At 64.3% G+C, this 15,619-nt stretch carries 13 protein-coding genes and 1 pseudogene; 7 read left to right on the forward strand and 7 right to left on the reverse strand.

Annotated elements, in window-relative coordinates; translation table 11 throughout:
* The 3 genes and pseudogenes from Q0L57_RS24595 to Q0L57_RS24605 form a co-directional block, all read left to right on the forward strand.
* A pseudogene (locus tag Q0L57_RS24595) lies at positions 1-399 on the forward strand (ABC transporter permease); the annotation flags it as partial.
* Positions 399-713, forward strand: coding sequence for an L-rhamnose mutarotase (gene rhaM / locus Q0L57_RS24600; RefSeq protein ID WP_296745665.1), 315 nt, complete (start codon positions 399-401; stop codon positions 711-713). The pseudogene Q0L57_RS24595 and the gene rhaM, both read left to right, overlap by 1 nt.
* On the forward strand, positions 710-2,074 hold the full coding sequence (locus tag Q0L57_RS24605) for an FGGY-family carbohydrate kinase (protein WP_296745666.1): 1,365 nt from the start codon (positions 710-712) through the stop codon (positions 2,072-2,074). The genes rhaM and Q0L57_RS24605 overlap by 4 nt, the downstream gene beginning before the upstream one ends.
* Positions 2,075-2,101: 27 nt before the next feature.
* Here Q0L57_RS24605 and Q0L57_RS24610 read toward each other — a convergent pair whose 3' ends face one another.
* Positions 2,102-3,358: a D-amino acid dehydrogenase gene (locus tag Q0L57_RS24610; protein ID WP_296745667.1), complete on the reverse strand. Its 1,257-nt coding sequence runs from the start codon at positions 3,356-3,358 to the stop codon at positions 2,102-2,104.
* 103 nt (positions 3,359-3,461) lie between these two features.
* Complete coding sequence (gene galE / locus Q0L57_RS24615) at positions 3,462-4,457, reverse strand: UDP-glucose 4-epimerase GalE (RefSeq protein WP_296745668.1); 996 nt, start codon at positions 4,455-4,457, stop codon at positions 3,462-3,464.
* A 279-nt stretch (positions 4,458-4,736) separates the two neighbouring features.
* Here galE and hemA point away from each other — a divergent pair, with 279 nt between their 5' ends.
* Positions 4,737-6,014, forward strand: coding sequence for a 5-aminolevulinate synthase (gene hemA / locus Q0L57_RS24620; protein ID WP_296745669.1), 1,278 nt, complete (start codon positions 4,737-4,739; stop codon positions 6,012-6,014).
* 148 nt (positions 6,015-6,162) lie between these two features.
* On the opposite strand, the gene Q0L57_RS24625 is transcribed toward hemA, so the two are convergent.
* Together Q0L57_RS24625 and mscL are read right to left on the reverse strand one after the other, a co-directional pair.
* On the reverse strand, positions 6,163-7,329 hold the full coding sequence (locus Q0L57_RS24625) for a pyridoxal phosphate-dependent aminotransferase (protein ID WP_296745670.1): 1,167 nt from the start codon (positions 7,327-7,329) through the stop codon (positions 6,163-6,165).
* Positions 7,330-7,434: 105 nt separating this feature from the next.
* A complete protein-coding gene (gene mscL, locus Q0L57_RS24630) occupies positions 7,435-7,854 on the reverse strand; it encodes a large conductance mechanosensitive channel protein MscL (protein ID WP_296745671.1) in 420 nt (139 codons plus the stop codon).
* A 339-nt stretch (positions 7,855-8,193) separates the two neighbouring features.
* Between mscL and Q0L57_RS24635 the strand changes: the two genes are divergently transcribed.
* Positions 8,194-11,679, forward strand: coding sequence for a PAS domain-containing hybrid sensor histidine kinase/response regulator (locus Q0L57_RS24635; RefSeq protein WP_296745672.1), 3,486 nt, complete (start codon positions 8,194-8,196; stop codon positions 11,677-11,679).
* Positions 11,680-11,722: 43 nt separating this feature from the next.
* Here Q0L57_RS24635 and Q0L57_RS24640 read toward each other — a convergent pair whose 3' ends face one another.
* Both Q0L57_RS24640 and Q0L57_RS24645 read right to left on the reverse strand, forming a co-directional pair.
* Positions 11,723-12,382, reverse strand: a complete 660-nt coding sequence (locus tag Q0L57_RS24640) for a response regulator transcription factor (RefSeq protein WP_296745673.1) — start codon at positions 12,380-12,382, stop codon at positions 11,723-11,725.
* A gap of 119 nt (positions 12,383-12,501) precedes the next feature.
* Entirely contained in the window at positions 12,502-12,939 is a 438-nt protein-coding gene (locus tag Q0L57_RS24645) for a hypothetical protein (protein ID WP_296745674.1), read from the reverse strand.
* 115 nt (positions 12,940-13,054) lie between these two features.
* Between Q0L57_RS24645 and Q0L57_RS24650 the strand changes: the two genes are divergently transcribed.
* Complete coding sequence (locus Q0L57_RS24650) at positions 13,055-13,405, forward strand: DUF952 domain-containing protein (protein ID WP_296745675.1); 351 nt, start codon at positions 13,055-13,057, stop codon at positions 13,403-13,405.
* Positions 13,402-14,481, forward strand: a complete 1,080-nt coding sequence (locus Q0L57_RS24655) for a quinone-dependent dihydroorotate dehydrogenase (protein WP_296745676.1) — start codon at positions 13,402-13,404, stop codon at positions 14,479-14,481. The genes Q0L57_RS24650 and Q0L57_RS24655 overlap by 4 nt, the downstream gene beginning before the upstream one ends.
* On the opposite strand, the gene Q0L57_RS24660 is transcribed toward Q0L57_RS24655, so the two are convergent.
* On the reverse strand, positions 14,474-15,619 hold a 1,146-nt coding region (locus tag Q0L57_RS24660), incomplete at its 5' end, for an MATE family efflux transporter (protein WP_296745677.1). The two genes, Q0L57_RS24655 and Q0L57_RS24660, sit on opposite strands and share 8 nt — an antisense overlap.

Here is a 15,619-nt window from a genome sequence, read left to right on the forward strand (position 1 = left end):
CGCGTCTTCGCCATCGGCAACAATCCGGTCGCCTGCCAGTTCTCCGGCGTGCGCGTCGACCGCACAAAATTCATCCTGTTCTGCCTGACCGGGCTTATGTCGGGCATCGCCTCGGTGCTGATCACCTCGCGTCTCGGCTCGACCCGGCCGTCGATCGCGCAGGGCTATGAGCTGGAGGCGATCACCATGGTGGTGCTGGGTGGCGTCTCGATCCTCGGCGGCGCCGGCAGCATCCTGGGCGTCGTGCTTGCCGCCTTCATCATGGGGCTGGTGACGTTCGGCCTCGGCCTGCTCAACGTGCCGGGCATCGTCATGTCGATCTTCATCGGCCTGTTGCTGATCATCGTCATTGCGCTGCCCATCGTCTGGCGGCGGCTGCGCGAGGGGCGCTTCGCCTGATGGAAAAATACGCCTTCAAGATGAAGCTCAACCCCGGCATGAAGGCCGAGTACAAGCGCCGCCATGACGAGATCTGGCCCGAGTTAGTGGTGCTGCTGAGAGAGGCCGGCGTTTCCGACTATTCGATCCATCTCGACGAGGAGACCAACATCCTCTTCGGCATGCTGTGGCGTCGTGACGACCATGGCATGGCCGACCTGCCGGAGCATGCTGTGATGCAGCGCTGGTGGGCGCATATGGCCGACATCATGGAAACCAAGTCCGACAACGAGCCGGTGGCGATGCCGCTGGAAACCATGTTCCGTATGGCATGATCCGCCACGTCGCCGTCATCGATATCGGCAAGACCAACGCCAAGGTGGCGCTGGTCGACCTCGCGACGCTCAACGAGGTGGCGCTGCGCCGAGTGGCGAATTCCGTCGCCACGGACGGCCCCTACCCGCATCACGATGTCGAGCGCCTTTGGGCTTTCATCCGCGACAGCCTCGAGGACCTCAACCGCGAGCAACGCATCGATGCGATCTCCATCACCACGCATGGCGCGACTGCCGTGCTGGTCGATGCCAAGGGTGATCTTGCGCTGCCGGTGATCGACTATGAGTTCGGCGGCATCGACGAACTGGCACCGGACTATGATGCCGTTCGCCCACTCTTTGCTGAAACCGGCACGCCGCGCCTGCCGGCAGGGCTGAACATCGGCGCGCAGTTATTCTTCCAGCAGAAGCGCTTTCAGGGCGAATTCGCCAAGGCGGCGGCGGTCCTCATGTACGCCCAATATTGGGCGCTGCGCCTGACCGGCGTCGCTGCGAACGAGGTAACGTCCCTCGGCTGCCACACCGACCTTTGGAACCCTTGGAAGGCGGATTACTCCTCGCTCGTAGATCAGATGGGCTGGCGGCGGCTGATGGCGCCGGTGCGGCCGGCAAAGGATAAGCTAGGATCGATCCTGCCGGCGATTGCGCGACGGACAGGGCTCGACCCGGCAACACCCGTGTTCTGCGGCCTGCACGATTCCAATGCTTCGCTGCTGCCACACCTGCTGTCTGACACGCCGCCCTTCTCCGTCGTCTCCACCGGCACCTGGGTGGTGTCGATGGCGGTGGGTGGCCGGAAGATCGAGCTCGACCCGGCGCGGGACACGCTGGTCAACGTCAATGCGCTTGGAGATCCCGTACCGTCGGCACGTTTCATGGGCGGGCGCGAGTTCTCGCTGCTGACTGAGGGCCAGTCGCAGGCGTGGACCGGAGAGGATGTCGCCGCCGTGCTGCAGCGACAGGTCCTGCTGCTGCCTTCCACTCAGCAAGGCTCCGGCCCGTTCCCGCAACGGTCCGCGCAGTGGCGCAATGCCGTGGATTTGGTCCCTAGCCGGCGTTTCGTCGCCCTGTCGTTCTATCTGGCGCTGATGACCGCCACCTGTCTCGAGCTGATCGGCGACGACGGGCCAACGACGGTGGAAGGGCCTTTCGCGCAGAACCGGCTGTTCATCATTATGCTGGCGGCAGCAACAGGCAGGCCGGTGATTGCGTCCGAGACGTCGACTGGAACCAGCATCGGCGCCGCACTTCTGGCATCGGACGGCGCCACGGTCATGAGCAAAGGCGAACGGACAGAACCACCGACCGATACGGCCTGGGGCGACTATGCGCTGGCGTGGCGGCGCGCCGTCCAGGCGTAGTTGTCCGTCCTGATCAGTGCCGCAATCTCACGGAGCAGCGCCGTAGAGCAGCCCCTGCGGATCGATCTCCGGCTTGCGGCCAGCGACGAGGTCGGACAGGAATTTTCCCGAACCGCAGGCCATGGTCCAGCCGAGATGCCCGTGGCCGGTGTCGAGATAGAGGTTGCGGTATTTCGCTTGGCCGAAGACTGGCACCGAGTTCGGCATCATCGGCCTCAGGCCGGCCCAAAACAGCGCCTTCTTCTCATCGAAGGCGCCCGGGAACAGGTCCTTGCCAGTGTTCAGGATCGAGTTGAAATCGCGCGGCTTGAAGCTGCGATCGAAGCCGGTGAACTCCGCGGTGGACGACATGCGCAGACGGTTGCCGAGCCTGGAATAGCCGATCAGCCTGTCTTCGTCGGCGCCGCCCATTGTCGGCCCCTTGCTCTCGTCCTCCAGCGGGACGGTCACGGTATAGCCCTTCACCGGATAGACCGGCAGGTCGATGCCATAGCGGCGGCCGAGCAGGCCGCTTTCCGGCCCCATGGAAATGACCACGGCGTCAGTCGTGACCGGCCCGGCGGAGGTCATGACGGCGCGCACCCGGTCGCCTTCGATGTCGAGCCCCTGAACCGTGGTGCCGAACAGGAATTTGACCCCGAGCTTCTCGGCCGCGTGGGCCGCGAGCTTGTCGGCTAACTGTTTGGAATCGCCGGTCTGGTCGATCGGCGAATAGACGCCACCGGCGATCTTTTCCTTCACGCCGGCCAGCCCCGGCTCCAGCTCGACCAATCGGTCACGGCCGACGATCTCGATCGGCAGTCCGTGCTCGCCGAGATAGCGGTAGTTGTCGGTGCCGGTGTCCAGGCTTTTCTGCGTACGGAAGAAATAGAGGATGCCGCGCTTGCGCTCGTCGTAGTGAATGCCGGTCGTCTCCGACAGTGCGTTGATGCAGTCGCGGGAATAGAGGGCGAGCCTGAGCTTGACCTGCGTGTTGGCGCGCATGCGCGCCACGGTGCATTCGCGCAGGAAGCGCAGGCTCCAGGCATAGAAATAGGGATCGAGACTCGGCCTGACCTTGATGCCGAGCTCGTGGTTCCAGAGGCCTCGAAGGAAGGTCTTCAAGGCCGATGGCGAGGCCCACGCCGTGGCATCGCCCGGCGAGACCAGGCCGGCATTGGACTGGCTGGTGCCCCGCGCCGCCGCCTCATGGCGCTCAATGACCGTCACCTCATGACCGTCTTTAGCCAGATAGTAAGCGGCGGCCGTGCCGACGACACCGGCTCCAAGCACCAAAACCTTCATGCGGGCCCCTCAAGGATCATACCGGCGGCGCGCCTTGCGCGCCACGCTGAACGAGCCTCAATACCGCGTATCAATGCGCCCTGCCAGCCCTTGGCCCAACAGGTCAGTTCCTGACGGAATTCTTGGTCGTCAGGATGCGTTCCCAGGCCAAAGCGTCCTTGACGATCAGGTCGAGATCGTCGCGCTGCGGCGTCCAGCCGAGTTCCTTGCGGGCAAGGTCGGAATTGGCGACCACGGCGGCGGCATCGCCCGGGCGGCGGTCGCCCATCCGCACCTCGAAATCCTTGCCGAAGGCGCGGCGCACGCTCTCGATGACTTCGAGCACCGAATAGCCGTGGCTGTAGCCGCAATTGGCGACGAGGCTGGCACCGCCTTCGCGCAGGCGCTGCAAGGCCAGCCGGTGCGCCGCCGCCAGGTCGCTCACATGGATATAGTCGCGCATGCAGGTGCCGTCAGGCGTCGGGTAGTCGTTGCCGAAGACCTGCATGAAGGGCCGCTTGCCGAGCGCGGTCTCGCAGGCGACCTTGATCAGATGCGTGGCGCCGGGCGTCGACTGGCCGGTGCGGCCCCTGGGATCGGCTCCGGCGACATTGAAGTAACGCAGCGCCGTGTAGCGGATGTCGTGCGCGAGGCTCGCGTCGCGCAGCATCCATTCGCTCATCAGCTTGGAAAGGCCGTAGGGCGATTCCGGAGCAAGCCGCGCATCCTCGCGCACCGGCTCCAGGCCCGCGCCGCCATAGACGGCCGCGGTGGACGAGAAGATGAAATGCGGCACGCCCTCGCGCACGGCGGTTTCGATCAGCGTGCGGGTCTTGCAGGTGTTGTTCTCATAGTAGCCGAGCGGGTCGGAAACCGATTCCGGCACCACGATCGAGCCCGCGAAGTGGATGATGGCGTCGACCTTGCTTTCGCGGATGATCTTGCCGACCAGATCGCGGTCGGCCACATCGCCGACGACGAGCTTTGCCTCAGGCGCAACCGCCCATTCGAAGCCGGTAGACAACCGGTCCAGGACGACGACGCTCTCGCCGGCATCCAGCAGCTCCCAGACCATGTGGCTGCCGATATAACCGGCACCGCCCGTCACCAAAACCGTCATCATCATCCTCGCTGATCAAGATTTATCGGAAACTGTCTCAACAGCCGCCGTGCTGGAAACCCCGCCGCAAGCCCATTAGCCTTCCCAAATGTTAAGTCTGTAACAGTTCGTACCACTCGAGGCATCGTACCGAAACAAAATCGGTTCACACCCCCGGGAATAGGCCACGTTCGGCCATCGTTAGGAACAGGCCCGGGGCGTGGCATTTTGACCGGTAAGGCGCGGTGGACGCGCATCGGGCCAATGACTATGATCCGGCCGTAAAATTGGGAAGTCGACATGAACTACCAGCGGTTCTTCGAAGACGCGATCGACCAGCTCCACGCCGAGCGTCGCTACCGTGTTTTCGCCGACCTCGAGCGCATCGTGGGCAAGTTCCCGCGCGCCATCTGGCGCTCAAACGGCCGAGCCCAGGAAATCACCGTCTGGTGCTCCAACGACTATCTCGGCATGGGCCAGAACGCCGATGTCATCGCCGCCTTCCAGACCGCGGCCGGCCGCATGGGTTCTGGCGCCGGCGGCACCCGCAACATCTCCGGCACGTCCAACCCGCTGGTCGAGCTAGAGCATGAGCTGGCCGACCTGCACGACAAGGAAGCGGCGCTGGTCTTCACTTCCGGCTTCGTCTCCAACGAAGCCTCGATCTCGACCATCGCCAGGCTGCTGCCCAACTGCCTGATCATCTCGGACGAGCTGAACCACGCCTCGATGATCGAGGGCGTGCGCCGCTCCGGCGCCGAAAAGAAGATCTTCCGCCACAATGACGTGGCGCATCTGGAAAGCCTGCTGCAGGCGGCCGGGCGCGAGCGCGCCAAGCTGATCGTGTTCGAAAGCGTCTATTCGATGGACGGCGACATCGCACCGATCAAGCAGATCGTCGAGCTCGCCGAGCGCTACAACGCCATGACCTATATCGACGAAGTCCATGCGGTGGGCATGTACGGCGCGCGCGGCGGCGGCATCACCGAGCGCGAGGGCCTGGCCGACCGCATCGACGTCATCGAGGGCACGCTGGCGAAGGCCTTCGGCACGTTGGGCGGCTATATCACCGGGACCAGCGCCGTCATCGACGCGGTGCGCTCCTATGCGCCGGGCTTCATCTTCACCACCGCGTTGCCGCCGGCGATCGCCGCCGCGGCCACCACCTCGATCCGTCATCTGAAGCGCTCGCAGGCTGAGCGCGACGCGCAGCAGCGCCAGGCGGCGCGGACCAAGGAAGTGCTCGCCGGCGCCGGGTTGCCGGTGATGGAATCCTCCACTCATATCGTGCCTGTGCTGGTCGGCGATCCCGAGCTTTGCAAGATGGCGAGCGACCGCCTGCTCGGCGTCCACGGCATCTACATTCAGCCGATCAACTACCCGACGGTGCCGCGCGGCACCGAGCGACTGCGCATCACGCCGACGCCGTTCCATTCGGATGCGCTGATCGCCGAGTTGCAGGACGCGCTGGTCGAGACCTGGGACGCGCTCGGCATTCCCTACGCCAGCTCCGGCCGCCCTGCCGTCGCCAAGAGCGACCGCATCATTCCGCTGCTGGTGCCGAAGTCAGGCGGCTGAAGCCGTTTGAAACTCTACTCCGGCGGCCATCCGCTAAGGCTTTCTGCGCCTCCGATGCTCAGGACCTGAACGTCCGCTGCGCTCCGGTTCTCGAAAGCCTCACCGGCTGACTCACCGGACCGGGTTTCAAATCCGGCTTCATGGCAACTCAAACGCCTTTCATCCATTTCGCCAGGCGATGCGCCGCTTCCTCAAGCTGATCGAGGCGACGGTGGAAGCAGAGCCTGAGGAAGGCCTCGCCGCCGGGGCCGAAGGCCGTGCCGGGCGCCAGGCCGACATTGGCATTGTCGACGATGTCGAACGCGGCAGAGCGTGAATCGGCGATGCCGTCGACCGCGAAGAACAGGTAGAACGCGCCCTGCGGCACGGTGAAACGCGCCCTCCCGGTGGCTCCCAGGATATCGCACACGAGATCGCGTGCGGCTCTTGCCCGCTCGACTTGGCTCTCGATGAAGCCGTCGCCGTCGTCGAGCGCGGCGACAGCACCACGCTGCATGAACTGCGCGACGCCCGAGGTAGAATACTGAATCAGGTTCTCGAACACCTGCTGCAAGGCCGGGTGGGTCTTGATCCAGCCGACACGCCATCCCGTCATCGCCCAATTCTTGGAGAAGCTGTTGACGAAGAGGATACGGTCTTCCTCGGCCATCACGTCGATGAAGGACGGCGCCCGGCCGTGGCCGTAGTGGAAGAGCGAATAGATCTCGTCGGCGATGACCCAGATGTTGCCGGCACGGGCGAGATCGAGGATCGCTTGAAGCGTCTCCTTGTCGGCGGTCCAGCCGGTCGGGTTGGACGGCGTGTTGATGAACAGCGCCTTTGTGCGAGGCGTTATCGCCGAAGCGATCTTCTCGACGTCGCAGGACCAGCCATTGCCCGATTGGTCGAGCACGACCGGCACGGGAACCGCGCCGGCAACGCCGGCAGCGGCGGCGAAGTTCGGCCAGGCAGGAGATAGGTAGATCACCTCGTCGCCCTTGCCGGCGACCGCATCGATAGCGAGCTGGATGGCGTGCATGCCGGAGGCGGTGACGATGAACTCCGGCTCGGCGAAACTCTTGCCGAAATGCCTGCCATAGTATCGAGCAAGCGCCTGCCGCAGTTCCGGGATGCCCTTCTGCCAGGTGTAGAAGGTTTCACCATTGGCCAGCGCACGGGCGGCGGCATCGGTGATGAAGGAAGGTGTCGGCAGGTCGCCCTCGCCTGCCCATAGGGGGATCATGCCGTCGCGGCCACGGCCGCGATTCATGACGGCGACGATGCCACTTTCGGGCGCCGCCTGAGCCTCTGGGCGCAAAGTTTCGAAGAAATTCATGATCAAATCCGTTTTCGTCCAGGCAGCGCTCATACCAGATCGACAAACGGAAAACCCCGGCCGCGAGCGGCCGGGGTTTTGGTCCAGAGTGCCAACGGGCTCGCGTCAGCGCTTGGCGAGAAGGTCGCGAATTTCGGTCAGAAGCTGCACATCGGCCGGCGGCGGCGCGGCGGCAGGCGCCGGCTTTTGGCCCTCAAGTCGCTTGCGCATGTTGTTCACCGCCTTGACCATCAGGAAGATGATGAAGGCAAGGATCAGGAAGTTCAGCGCCACGGTGATGAAGTTGCCATAGGCGAAAACCGCGCCCTGCTTGCGTGCATCGACCAGGTTAGTGGCAGTCACATTGTGCGACAGGCCAATGAAATAGTTGGAAAAATCGACCCCTCCGAGCGCACCGATGAAGGGCATGATGATGTCGTTGACCAGCGAGTCGACGATCTTGCCGAAGGCGGCGCCGATGATGACACCGACGGCCAAGTCCATCACATTGCCCTTGGAGATGAATTCCTGGAATTCTTTCAGCATTCGACCCTCCTTGCCATGACGGGCCGCGCTGCCGCCTCACCAATGTCCTTCGGCGCCGGCCCGGGCTCACAATAACAAAAACCCCCAGTTGCAAAACCGGAAAAAGGGCGAAAGCACCGGTTTGTGTTTACGCCGCGTCATCGACCGCATATGCGCCGAAAGCCGCGATGGACAGGGCCTCCAAGCTGTGGTTGCGTTTAGAGCGGTTCAGCGTTTGATGGAAAAAACGAACCGCTCAAAGTATCTGTTCTTACGCAATTCCGGGCGGAAAACCGCTTAGCACTTTTCCTGGAATTGCCTGGGGCCGGATGGGAGACCGGCAGGGAGGAAGTGCGAGCCGTGCTGGGCTGGTTCGTCGTCATCATCGCGATTGCCTATGTGACGCTGCTTTTCGCCATAGCAAGCGTCGGCGACCGGCGCGCGGCGGCAAACGGGCTCGGCCGGGCGAGGCCGTTCATCTACGCGCTCAGCCTTGCCATCTATTGCACTTCCTGGACCTTCTTCGGCTCGGTCGGCCTTTCCTCCGAGCGCGGGCTAGAATTCCTTGGCATCTATACCGGCCCCGTGCTGGTTTTCGTCTTCGGCTTCCCGCTGCTCAACCGCATGGTGAGACTGGCGAAGAGCGAGAAGATCACCTCGATCGCCGACTTCCTCGGCGCCCGCTACGGCAAGAGCTTCACCGTTGCGGCAATCGCGACGGCGATCGCCACCATCGGCGCCGTCCCCTACATCGCGCTGCAGCTCAAGGCGATCTCCGGCTCGGTCAGCCTGATGGTCGAGCACTATACAGGCTCGCCGCCCTCCTTCGATCCTTTCGTGAGCGACATCTCGCTGGTGGTGGCGATGCTGCTGGCGCTGTTCGCTGTCCTGTTCGGCACGCGCCATGCCGACGCCACCGAGCATCAGGACGGGCTGGTGCTGGCGGTCGCGGTCGAGACCGTGGTGAAGCTCGCCGCCTTCCTCGCCATCGGCCTGATGGTGACCTTCCTGATCTTCGGCGGCCCGGGCGACATGTTCGCCAAGCTCGCCGCCAACGGCCAGGTGCGGCGGGCCATGGGCTACAGCACCTCCCTGGCGACGTGGCTGGTGCTGACCGGTTTGAGCGGTTTCGCCATACTGATGCTGCCGCGCCAGTTCTACGTCACCATCGTGGAGAATCGCAGCGAGGCGGAACAGCGTACCGCGACCTGGGTCTTTCCGCTCTATCTGCTGGCGATCAACCTTTTCGTCCTGCCGATCGCCTTTGCCGGGCTGTCGCTGGTCGGCACCAAGACCAGCAGCGATCTCTACGTGTTGTCGCTGCCGCTGTTCAGCGGGCACGACGTGCTCGCGATGGCGGCCTTTGTCGGCGGGCTGTCGGCGGCGACCGCGATGGTCATCGTCGAGAGCGTGGCGCTGTCGATCATGATCTCCAACGACCTCGTCATTCCGCTGTTCGTACGCCGGCTACTCAAGACCAAGACTTCGGAGAGCGAGGACTGGTCGACGCTCATCCTCAACGTGCGGCGAGCATCGATCTTCATCCTGCTCTTCATCGCCTTCCTCTACTATCGCGGAAGCACCGACAGCGCGCGGCTGTCATCAATCGGCCTGATGTCGTTTGCGGCGATTGCGCAATTTGCACCGGCGCTGATCGGGGGCCTGATCTGGCGCCGCGCCAATGGCCGCGGCGCCGCGCTCGGCATGGTCGCCGGCATCGCCGTCTGGGGCTATACGCTGCTTCTGCCTTCGTTCGTTAGCCCCGACGCCGAGATCATCGTGCAGGGGCTGTTCGGCTTCGAGGCGCTCAGGCCGCAGGCGCTGTTCGGCACGGTCGGCGAGCCGCTGAACCATGGCGTGCTGTGGAGCCTCTCGGTTAACGCCCTGTTCTTCGTGCTGGGGTCGCTGTCGCGCGCATCGGTACCGCTGGAGCGTATCCAGGCAGCGATCTTCGTGCCACGCGAGGCCGGCCCGATGCCGAGCCTGCGCCGTTTCCGCACCGCCGTCACCGTCAACGACCTCAAGGACACGATTTCCCGCTATCTCGGCGTCGAGCGCACCGAACGCTCCTTCCAGTCCTTCGAAAAGAACGCGAACGTCTCCCTGCATGGCAAGGAACAGGCCAGCATGGACGTCATCCGCTTCTCGGAACAGTTGCTGGCGAGCGCGGTCGGCTCGTCGTCGGCGCGGCTCATCCTGTCGTTGCTTTTCCGCCGCAACGACCGCGACTCCAAGGATGCGTTCCGGCTCCTCGACGACGCCACCGAGGCGCTGCAGCACAATCGCGACCTGCTGCAGATCGCGCTCGACCAGATGGAGCAAGGCATCACCGTTTTCGATCGCGATTTCCGGCTGATCTGCTGGAACAGGCAATACCGAGTGCTGTTCAACCTGCCGGACGAGATGGGCCAGGTCGGCGTGTCGCTGGACCGGATCCTGCGGCATCTTGCCGAGCGCGGCGACATCCCGGCCGACCAGCGGGTGACGATGCTGAACCGGCTAACCAACTTCGTCAGCCCCTGGCAGATGGAGCTCAAGACCAGCGGCCGCATCCTCGAGCTGCGCTCCAACCCGATGCCGGACGGCGGCATCGTCGCCACCTACGCCGACATCTCGGGCCGAGTCGAACAAGACCTCGCGCTGAAGCGGGCGAACGAGTCACTGGAGCAGCGCGTCAGGACCCGCACCATCGAGCTGACACGCGTCAACGAGGAACTGGCGCAGGCGCAAATGCTGGCCGAGGAAGCCAATCTCGGCAAGACGCGTTTCCTCGCGGCGGCCGGCCACGACATCCTGCAGCCGCTCAACGCCGCCCGGCTCTACTGCTCCTCGCTGATCGAGAAAGCCGGCAAGGGGCCAGCGGGCAAGGCAGCGGTCAACATCGAATCATCGCTGGAATCTGTCGAGACCATCCTCGGAGCGGTGCTCGACATCTCCCGGCTCGACGCCGGCGCGATGAAACCCGAGGAGACCGCCTTCAGTCTCGATGGGCTATTGAGGCAAATCGGCAATGACTTCCGTCCGCTCGCCGCCGAAAAGAAGCTCAGCCTGAAAATCATGCCCTCGTCGCTTGGCGTCGTCACCGATCGCAACCTGTTACAGCGCGTGATCCAGAACCTCGTTTCCAACGCCATCAAATACACGCGCGCGGGCCGCATCCTGGTTGGTGTGCGGCGGCGCGGTGAATTGGTCGAAATCCAGGTGATCGACACCGGCATCGGCATCGCCGGCGACAAATTGAACACTGTCTTCCATGAATTCACCCGGCTGGACGAAGGCGCTCGCGAGGCTGAAGGGCTTGGCCTCGGCCTGTCGATCGTCGACCGCATCGCCAGGGTGCTTAGGCTCGAAATCCGCATCTTCTCGACGCCCGGCAAAGGCACGCGGTTTTCCGTCCTCCTGCCGGTCGCGGCCGTGGCGGCGCCGAGGCGCGAAATCGAGAAGGCGCCGGCGCGATCGGCTTCATCCCTTGCCGGGTTGAAGGTGCTCTGCATCGACAATGACGCGCGCATCCTCGACGGCATGCGCCTGCTGCTCGAAGGCTGGGGCTGCCATGTCGAGACGGTATCGGGCTCAACGGATTTGTTGCCGCCGGGCGCACGGAGGCCGGATATTGTGCTCGCCGACTACCATCTCGACGGCAGCACGGGACTCGATGCAATCGGCAGGCTGCGTGCCGGCTACGGTAACGATCTGCCCTGTGTGCTGGTCACCGCGGACCGATCAAGCGAGGTACGGGCCGCGGCTGCCCAGCTCGATGTACCGGTGATCAACAAGCCGCTTAAGCCGGCGGTGCTGCGCTCGATGATGGCGCGGGTCAGGCCACTGGCGCCTGCGGCGGAATAGTGGCAATCCGGGGAAGCGCGCGGCGGGTTCCGACCAAGCCAAATCAGCCTATCGCCTGCTGCGGGTCGCCGCCGATCCTGGACAAGAGGATGACCGCCTGGGTTCGGCTGTCGACGCCGAGCTTCTGCAGGATGGCGGAGACATGCGCCTTGATGGTGGCCTCCGAGACGCTGAGCTCGTAGGCGATCTGCTTGTTGAGCAGGCCCTCGGCCAGCATGCCGAGCACCCGTGTCTGCTGCGGCGTCAATGCCTGCAACCGCTTGATCAGGTCGGAAACCTCCGGATCGCGTTCGACGCCGAGCTCGATGCCGGATGGCGCGGCGATATCTCCGGCAAGAACCATCCGCACGGCGGCGCGAATTTCCTCCATGCTCGCCGACTTGGAGATGAAGCCCGATGCGCCGAGATCGAGCGCGCGGCGGATCGTGACGGGATCGTCATGCGCCGACACCACCACCAGCGGCACCGACGGATGGATGCCACGCAGCGAGATCAGGCCGGACAGGCCGCTGACGCCTGGCATGGAAAGATCGAGCAGCACCATGTCGACGTCTTCATTGGCGACGACCAGCGCCTTGGCGCTTTCGAAATCGCCGGCCTCATGGATGGCGGCGACGTCGCCGATGCCGGTAAGCGCCTCCTTCAGCGCGCCACGGAAAAGCGGGTGATCGTCAGCGATGACGAAAGTATGGCCCGACGGCAAATATCCCTCCCCGGATCCCATCGCTGATTTTCTGCTTCTTGCGGGATCGGAACGATTATGCGGCGGCGCGGGCCGTTTTCAAGCAACAAAGGCCGGATGCGCGGTTTTCCCCAAAACCTTCAAGTCTTTTGCTGGTTCAGTTTGGCGCCGCCGTCGCCTTCTTCCTTGTCCATGTCCTTGACGATGTCCTTGAAGGTCCGGAAAAACTGCTGCATGTAGCCCAGCGTCTTGTTGAAGTCCTCCTGGCTCGGCAGATTGGATTCGAGCCGCGCGGACGGCGAATACTCGAGCTTGGTGACGCGCTCGTCGAGTGCCTTGACCGAGGTCTGCAATCTGTCGATCTCGTCCTGGTAGGCGGCGCGCTCGTCGGCCGCCATCTTACAGACGAGCTGGCCGGAATGCTCCTCGCAAATCGACATCGCGCCAGTCTGGGTATCCATGCGGACGTAGCCGTTGGTCGATTTCTCCAGCCGGTAGCGGTCGGTTTCCTCGGAATGGGCGGAAGCGGCGACCAGCGAGCAAAGCGCCGCGGGGATCAGGATGTGCTGCAGACGCATGACGTTCGTCCTTCCATGAGTCGTTGAGCGAAAGAATACATAGGTTTGCGCCGGAAATGGGGAAGAGGCCGGAAGCACCCTTTCCCCCGTGGTTCGTTCGGATTATAGCCCGACAATGTCTCAGATTATCTACAAGATCGCTCCCGAGGCCTTGTGGCGCGAAGCCGAGGCCAACGGCAGCTTCACCGGCGCGCCGATCGATGTCGCCGACGGCTTCATCCATTTCTCGACCGCCGGCCAGGCGCGCGAGACGGCGGCCAAGCATTTCGCGGGGCAGACCAACCTGCTGCTGATCGCAATCGACGAGGCAAAGCTGGGCGACGCGCTGAAATACGAGGTCTCGCGCGGCGGCGCGCTGTTTCCGCATCTCTACGCTCCGCTCGGCCTCGATGCCGTCCTCTGGGTAAGGCCGCTCCCGGTCGGCGCCGACGGCAAGCATCAATTCCCGGCGCTGGAGGGCGAATGAGCGCGTTCGACCGGATCGGCCAGAGACTGCTCTTTTCTTTCGATCCGGAAACCGCCCACGGCCTGTCCATCAAGGCGCTACGCTGCGGCCTGCCGGTTGCGTCAGCTCCGCCGCGAGACGCGCGGCTCAAGGTCAGTGTTTGCGGCCTCGATTTCCCCAATCCGCTCGGCATGGCGGCCGGCTACGACAAGAACGCCGAGGTGCCGGACGCGCTGCTTGGGCTCAGCTTCGGCTTCGCCGAGGTCGGCACCATCACGCCGCTGCCGCAGCCGGGCAACCCGAAGCCGCGCATCTTCCGGCTGACCGCGGACGAGGCGGTGATCAACCGGCTGGGTTTCAACAATGAAGGGCATGGGGCCGCCGAAAGACGCCTTGCCGCCCGCAAGGGACGTCCGGGAATCGTCGGCGTCAACATCGGCGCCAACAAGGACAGCGCCGACCGCGTCCGAGACTATGAGCGCGGCGTGACCCGCTTCGCGCCTTATGCCAGCTATCTGACGGTCAACATCTCCTCACCCAACACACCGGGCCTGCGCAACATGCAGGCGCGCGAGCAGCTCGGTGAGTTATTGTCGCGCGTCATGGCGGCGCGCGCGGCGGTGTCCGCGCAGCCACCGGTGTTCCTCAAGATTGCGCCGGACCTGATCGAAGCGGAGCTGGAAGACATCGCCGCCGAGGTAATCGACAACAAGGTCGATGGCGTCATCGTCTCGAACACGACGCTCGCGCGGGCGGGATTGCGGAGTGCCGGTCTGGCCGGCGAGGCCGGCGGACTTTCGGGCAAGCCGCTGTTCGAGCGCTCGACGATCGCGCTGGCGAAGATGCGCAAGCTGCTTGGTGCAAACATAGCGATCATCGGCGTCGGCGGTGTCGATTCTGCAGAGACAGCACTGGAGAAGATCCGCGCCGGCGCGGATCTCGTCCAACTCTATACCGGCATGATCTATGGCGGGCCGGCGCTTCCAGGACGCATCGTTGCGGGTATGGCGCGGTTTGTCGATCGCGAGCGCCTCCAATCCATTCGGGAGCTGCGCGATACGGCGAATGAGCGCTGGGCCGCGAAACCGCTCAACTAAAGGCGGTTCGAACTCGTAACCGCAATACCGCCAGCAGGCTCAATCCCCGCGCCAGCAGGAAGACGTGCAGCGATGCCCACAGTCCGTTGTTGCCGAAGGCCGGCGCCAGCGTAATCAATGCTGTGGCGAAGGCCAGGAAGGACAAGAGCATCATGTTGCGCATGTCGCGCGACCAGGTGGCGCCGATGAAGACGCCGTCCATCTGAAAGGCGAGCACGCCGCTCAGCGCCGTGAAGGCGGCCCAGGGCAGATAGGTGTCGGCGATCGCGCGGACGTCCGCGGATGTCGTCACCAGTGCCACCAGATTGGCGCCGGCCGTCAGCAGGATGAGCGTGGCGACACCCGCGAGACCGAAACCCCAGATCAAGGTCAGCCGCACGGCCTGGCGAAACGGTGCGGCCGCATGCGCGCCGATGGCACGTCCAGCAAGCTGCTCGGCAGCGGTGGCGAAACCATCCAGAAAGTAGCCGGCGATCAGGAAGAAGTTCATCAGCACCGCGTTGGCGGCGAGCGTCACCGTGCCGAACTGCGCGCCCTGCCTGGTGAACAGCGCGAAGGCGGCGAGCAGCGAGAAGGAGCGGATCATGATGTCGCGGTTGAGCGACAGCATGTGCCGGTAGGCCGGCAGGTCGAGGATGCGCCGGCGCGACGGCCGCTCCAGCTTGCGGAAGCGGCTGAGCACGATGGCGAGGCCGAGCAGCATGGCCAGGAACTCGCCGGTGACGGTCGCCCAGGCGACACCGGCGACGCCCCAGCCGAGTTCGAGACCGAGCAGGAAGCAGAGCGCGATGTTGATGCCGTTGAGCACCGCCTGCAGCATCAGGCCGAGCCCGCCTTCGCCGCGGCCCAGCACGTAGCCCAGTATGGCGTAATTGACGAGCGAGAAGGGCGCGGCGAGCAGCCTGATGCGGATATAGACCGACATCGCCGCGCTGACGCGCGGCTCGGCGCCCATGAACCACTGGCCGGCGACAGCAAGGAGCGGCGCCAGGGCCGCGAGCACGACGCCTGCGACCACCGCGATCAGCACCGCGCGCCAGAGCACCGCCTGCTCTTCCAGCGCATCACCCCGGCCGAAGGCCTGGGCGACGAGGCCCGTGGTGCCGGAGCGCAGGAAATTGAAGGTGGTGAAGACGAC

This window comes from Mesorhizobium sp., assembly GCF_024509055.1.
Taxonomy (GTDB): domain Bacteria; phylum Pseudomonadota; class Alphaproteobacteria; order Rhizobiales; family Rhizobiaceae; genus Mesorhizobium.

What these genes read in the sequence shown, in the direction of transcription:
- mscL (WP_296745671.1), bottom strand. Translation starts at nt 7,854, where the DNA reads ATGCTGAAAGAATTCCAGGAATTCATCTCCAAGGGCAATGTGATGGAC.
- Q0L57_RS24650 (WP_296745675.1), top strand. Translation starts at nt 13,055, where the DNA reads ATGTCTCAGATTATCTACAAGATCGCTCCCGAGGCCTTGTGGCGCGAA.
- Q0L57_RS24625 (WP_296745670.1), bottom strand. Translation starts at nt 7,329, where the DNA reads ATGAATTTCTTCGAAACTTTGCGCCCAGAGGCTCAGGCGGCGCCCGAA.
- rhaM (WP_296745665.1), top strand. Translation starts at nt 399, where the DNA reads ATGGAAAAATACGCCTTCAAGATGAAGCTCAACCCCGGCATGAAGGCC.
- hemA (WP_296745669.1), top strand. Translation starts at nt 4,737, where the DNA reads ATGAACTACCAGCGGTTCTTCGAAGACGCGATCGACCAGCTCCACGCC.
- Q0L57_RS24645 (WP_296745674.1), bottom strand. Translation starts at nt 12,939, where the DNA reads ATGCGTCTGCAGCACATCCTGATCCCCGCGGCGCTTTGCTCGCTGGTC.
- Q0L57_RS24655 (WP_296745676.1), top strand. Translation starts at nt 13,402, where the DNA reads ATGAGCGCGTTCGACCGGATCGGCCAGAGACTGCTCTTTTCTTTCGAT.
- galE (WP_296745668.1), bottom strand. Translation starts at nt 4,457, where the DNA reads ATGACGGTTTTGGTGACGGGCGGTGCCGGTTATATCGGCAGCCACATG.
- Q0L57_RS24610 (WP_296745667.1), bottom strand. Translation starts at nt 3,358, where the DNA reads ATGAAGGTTTTGGTGCTTGGAGCCGGTGTCGTCGGCACGGCCGCCGCT.
- Q0L57_RS24605 (WP_296745666.1), top strand. Translation starts at nt 710, where the DNA reads ATGATCCGCCACGTCGCCGTCATCGATATCGGCAAGACCAACGCCAAG.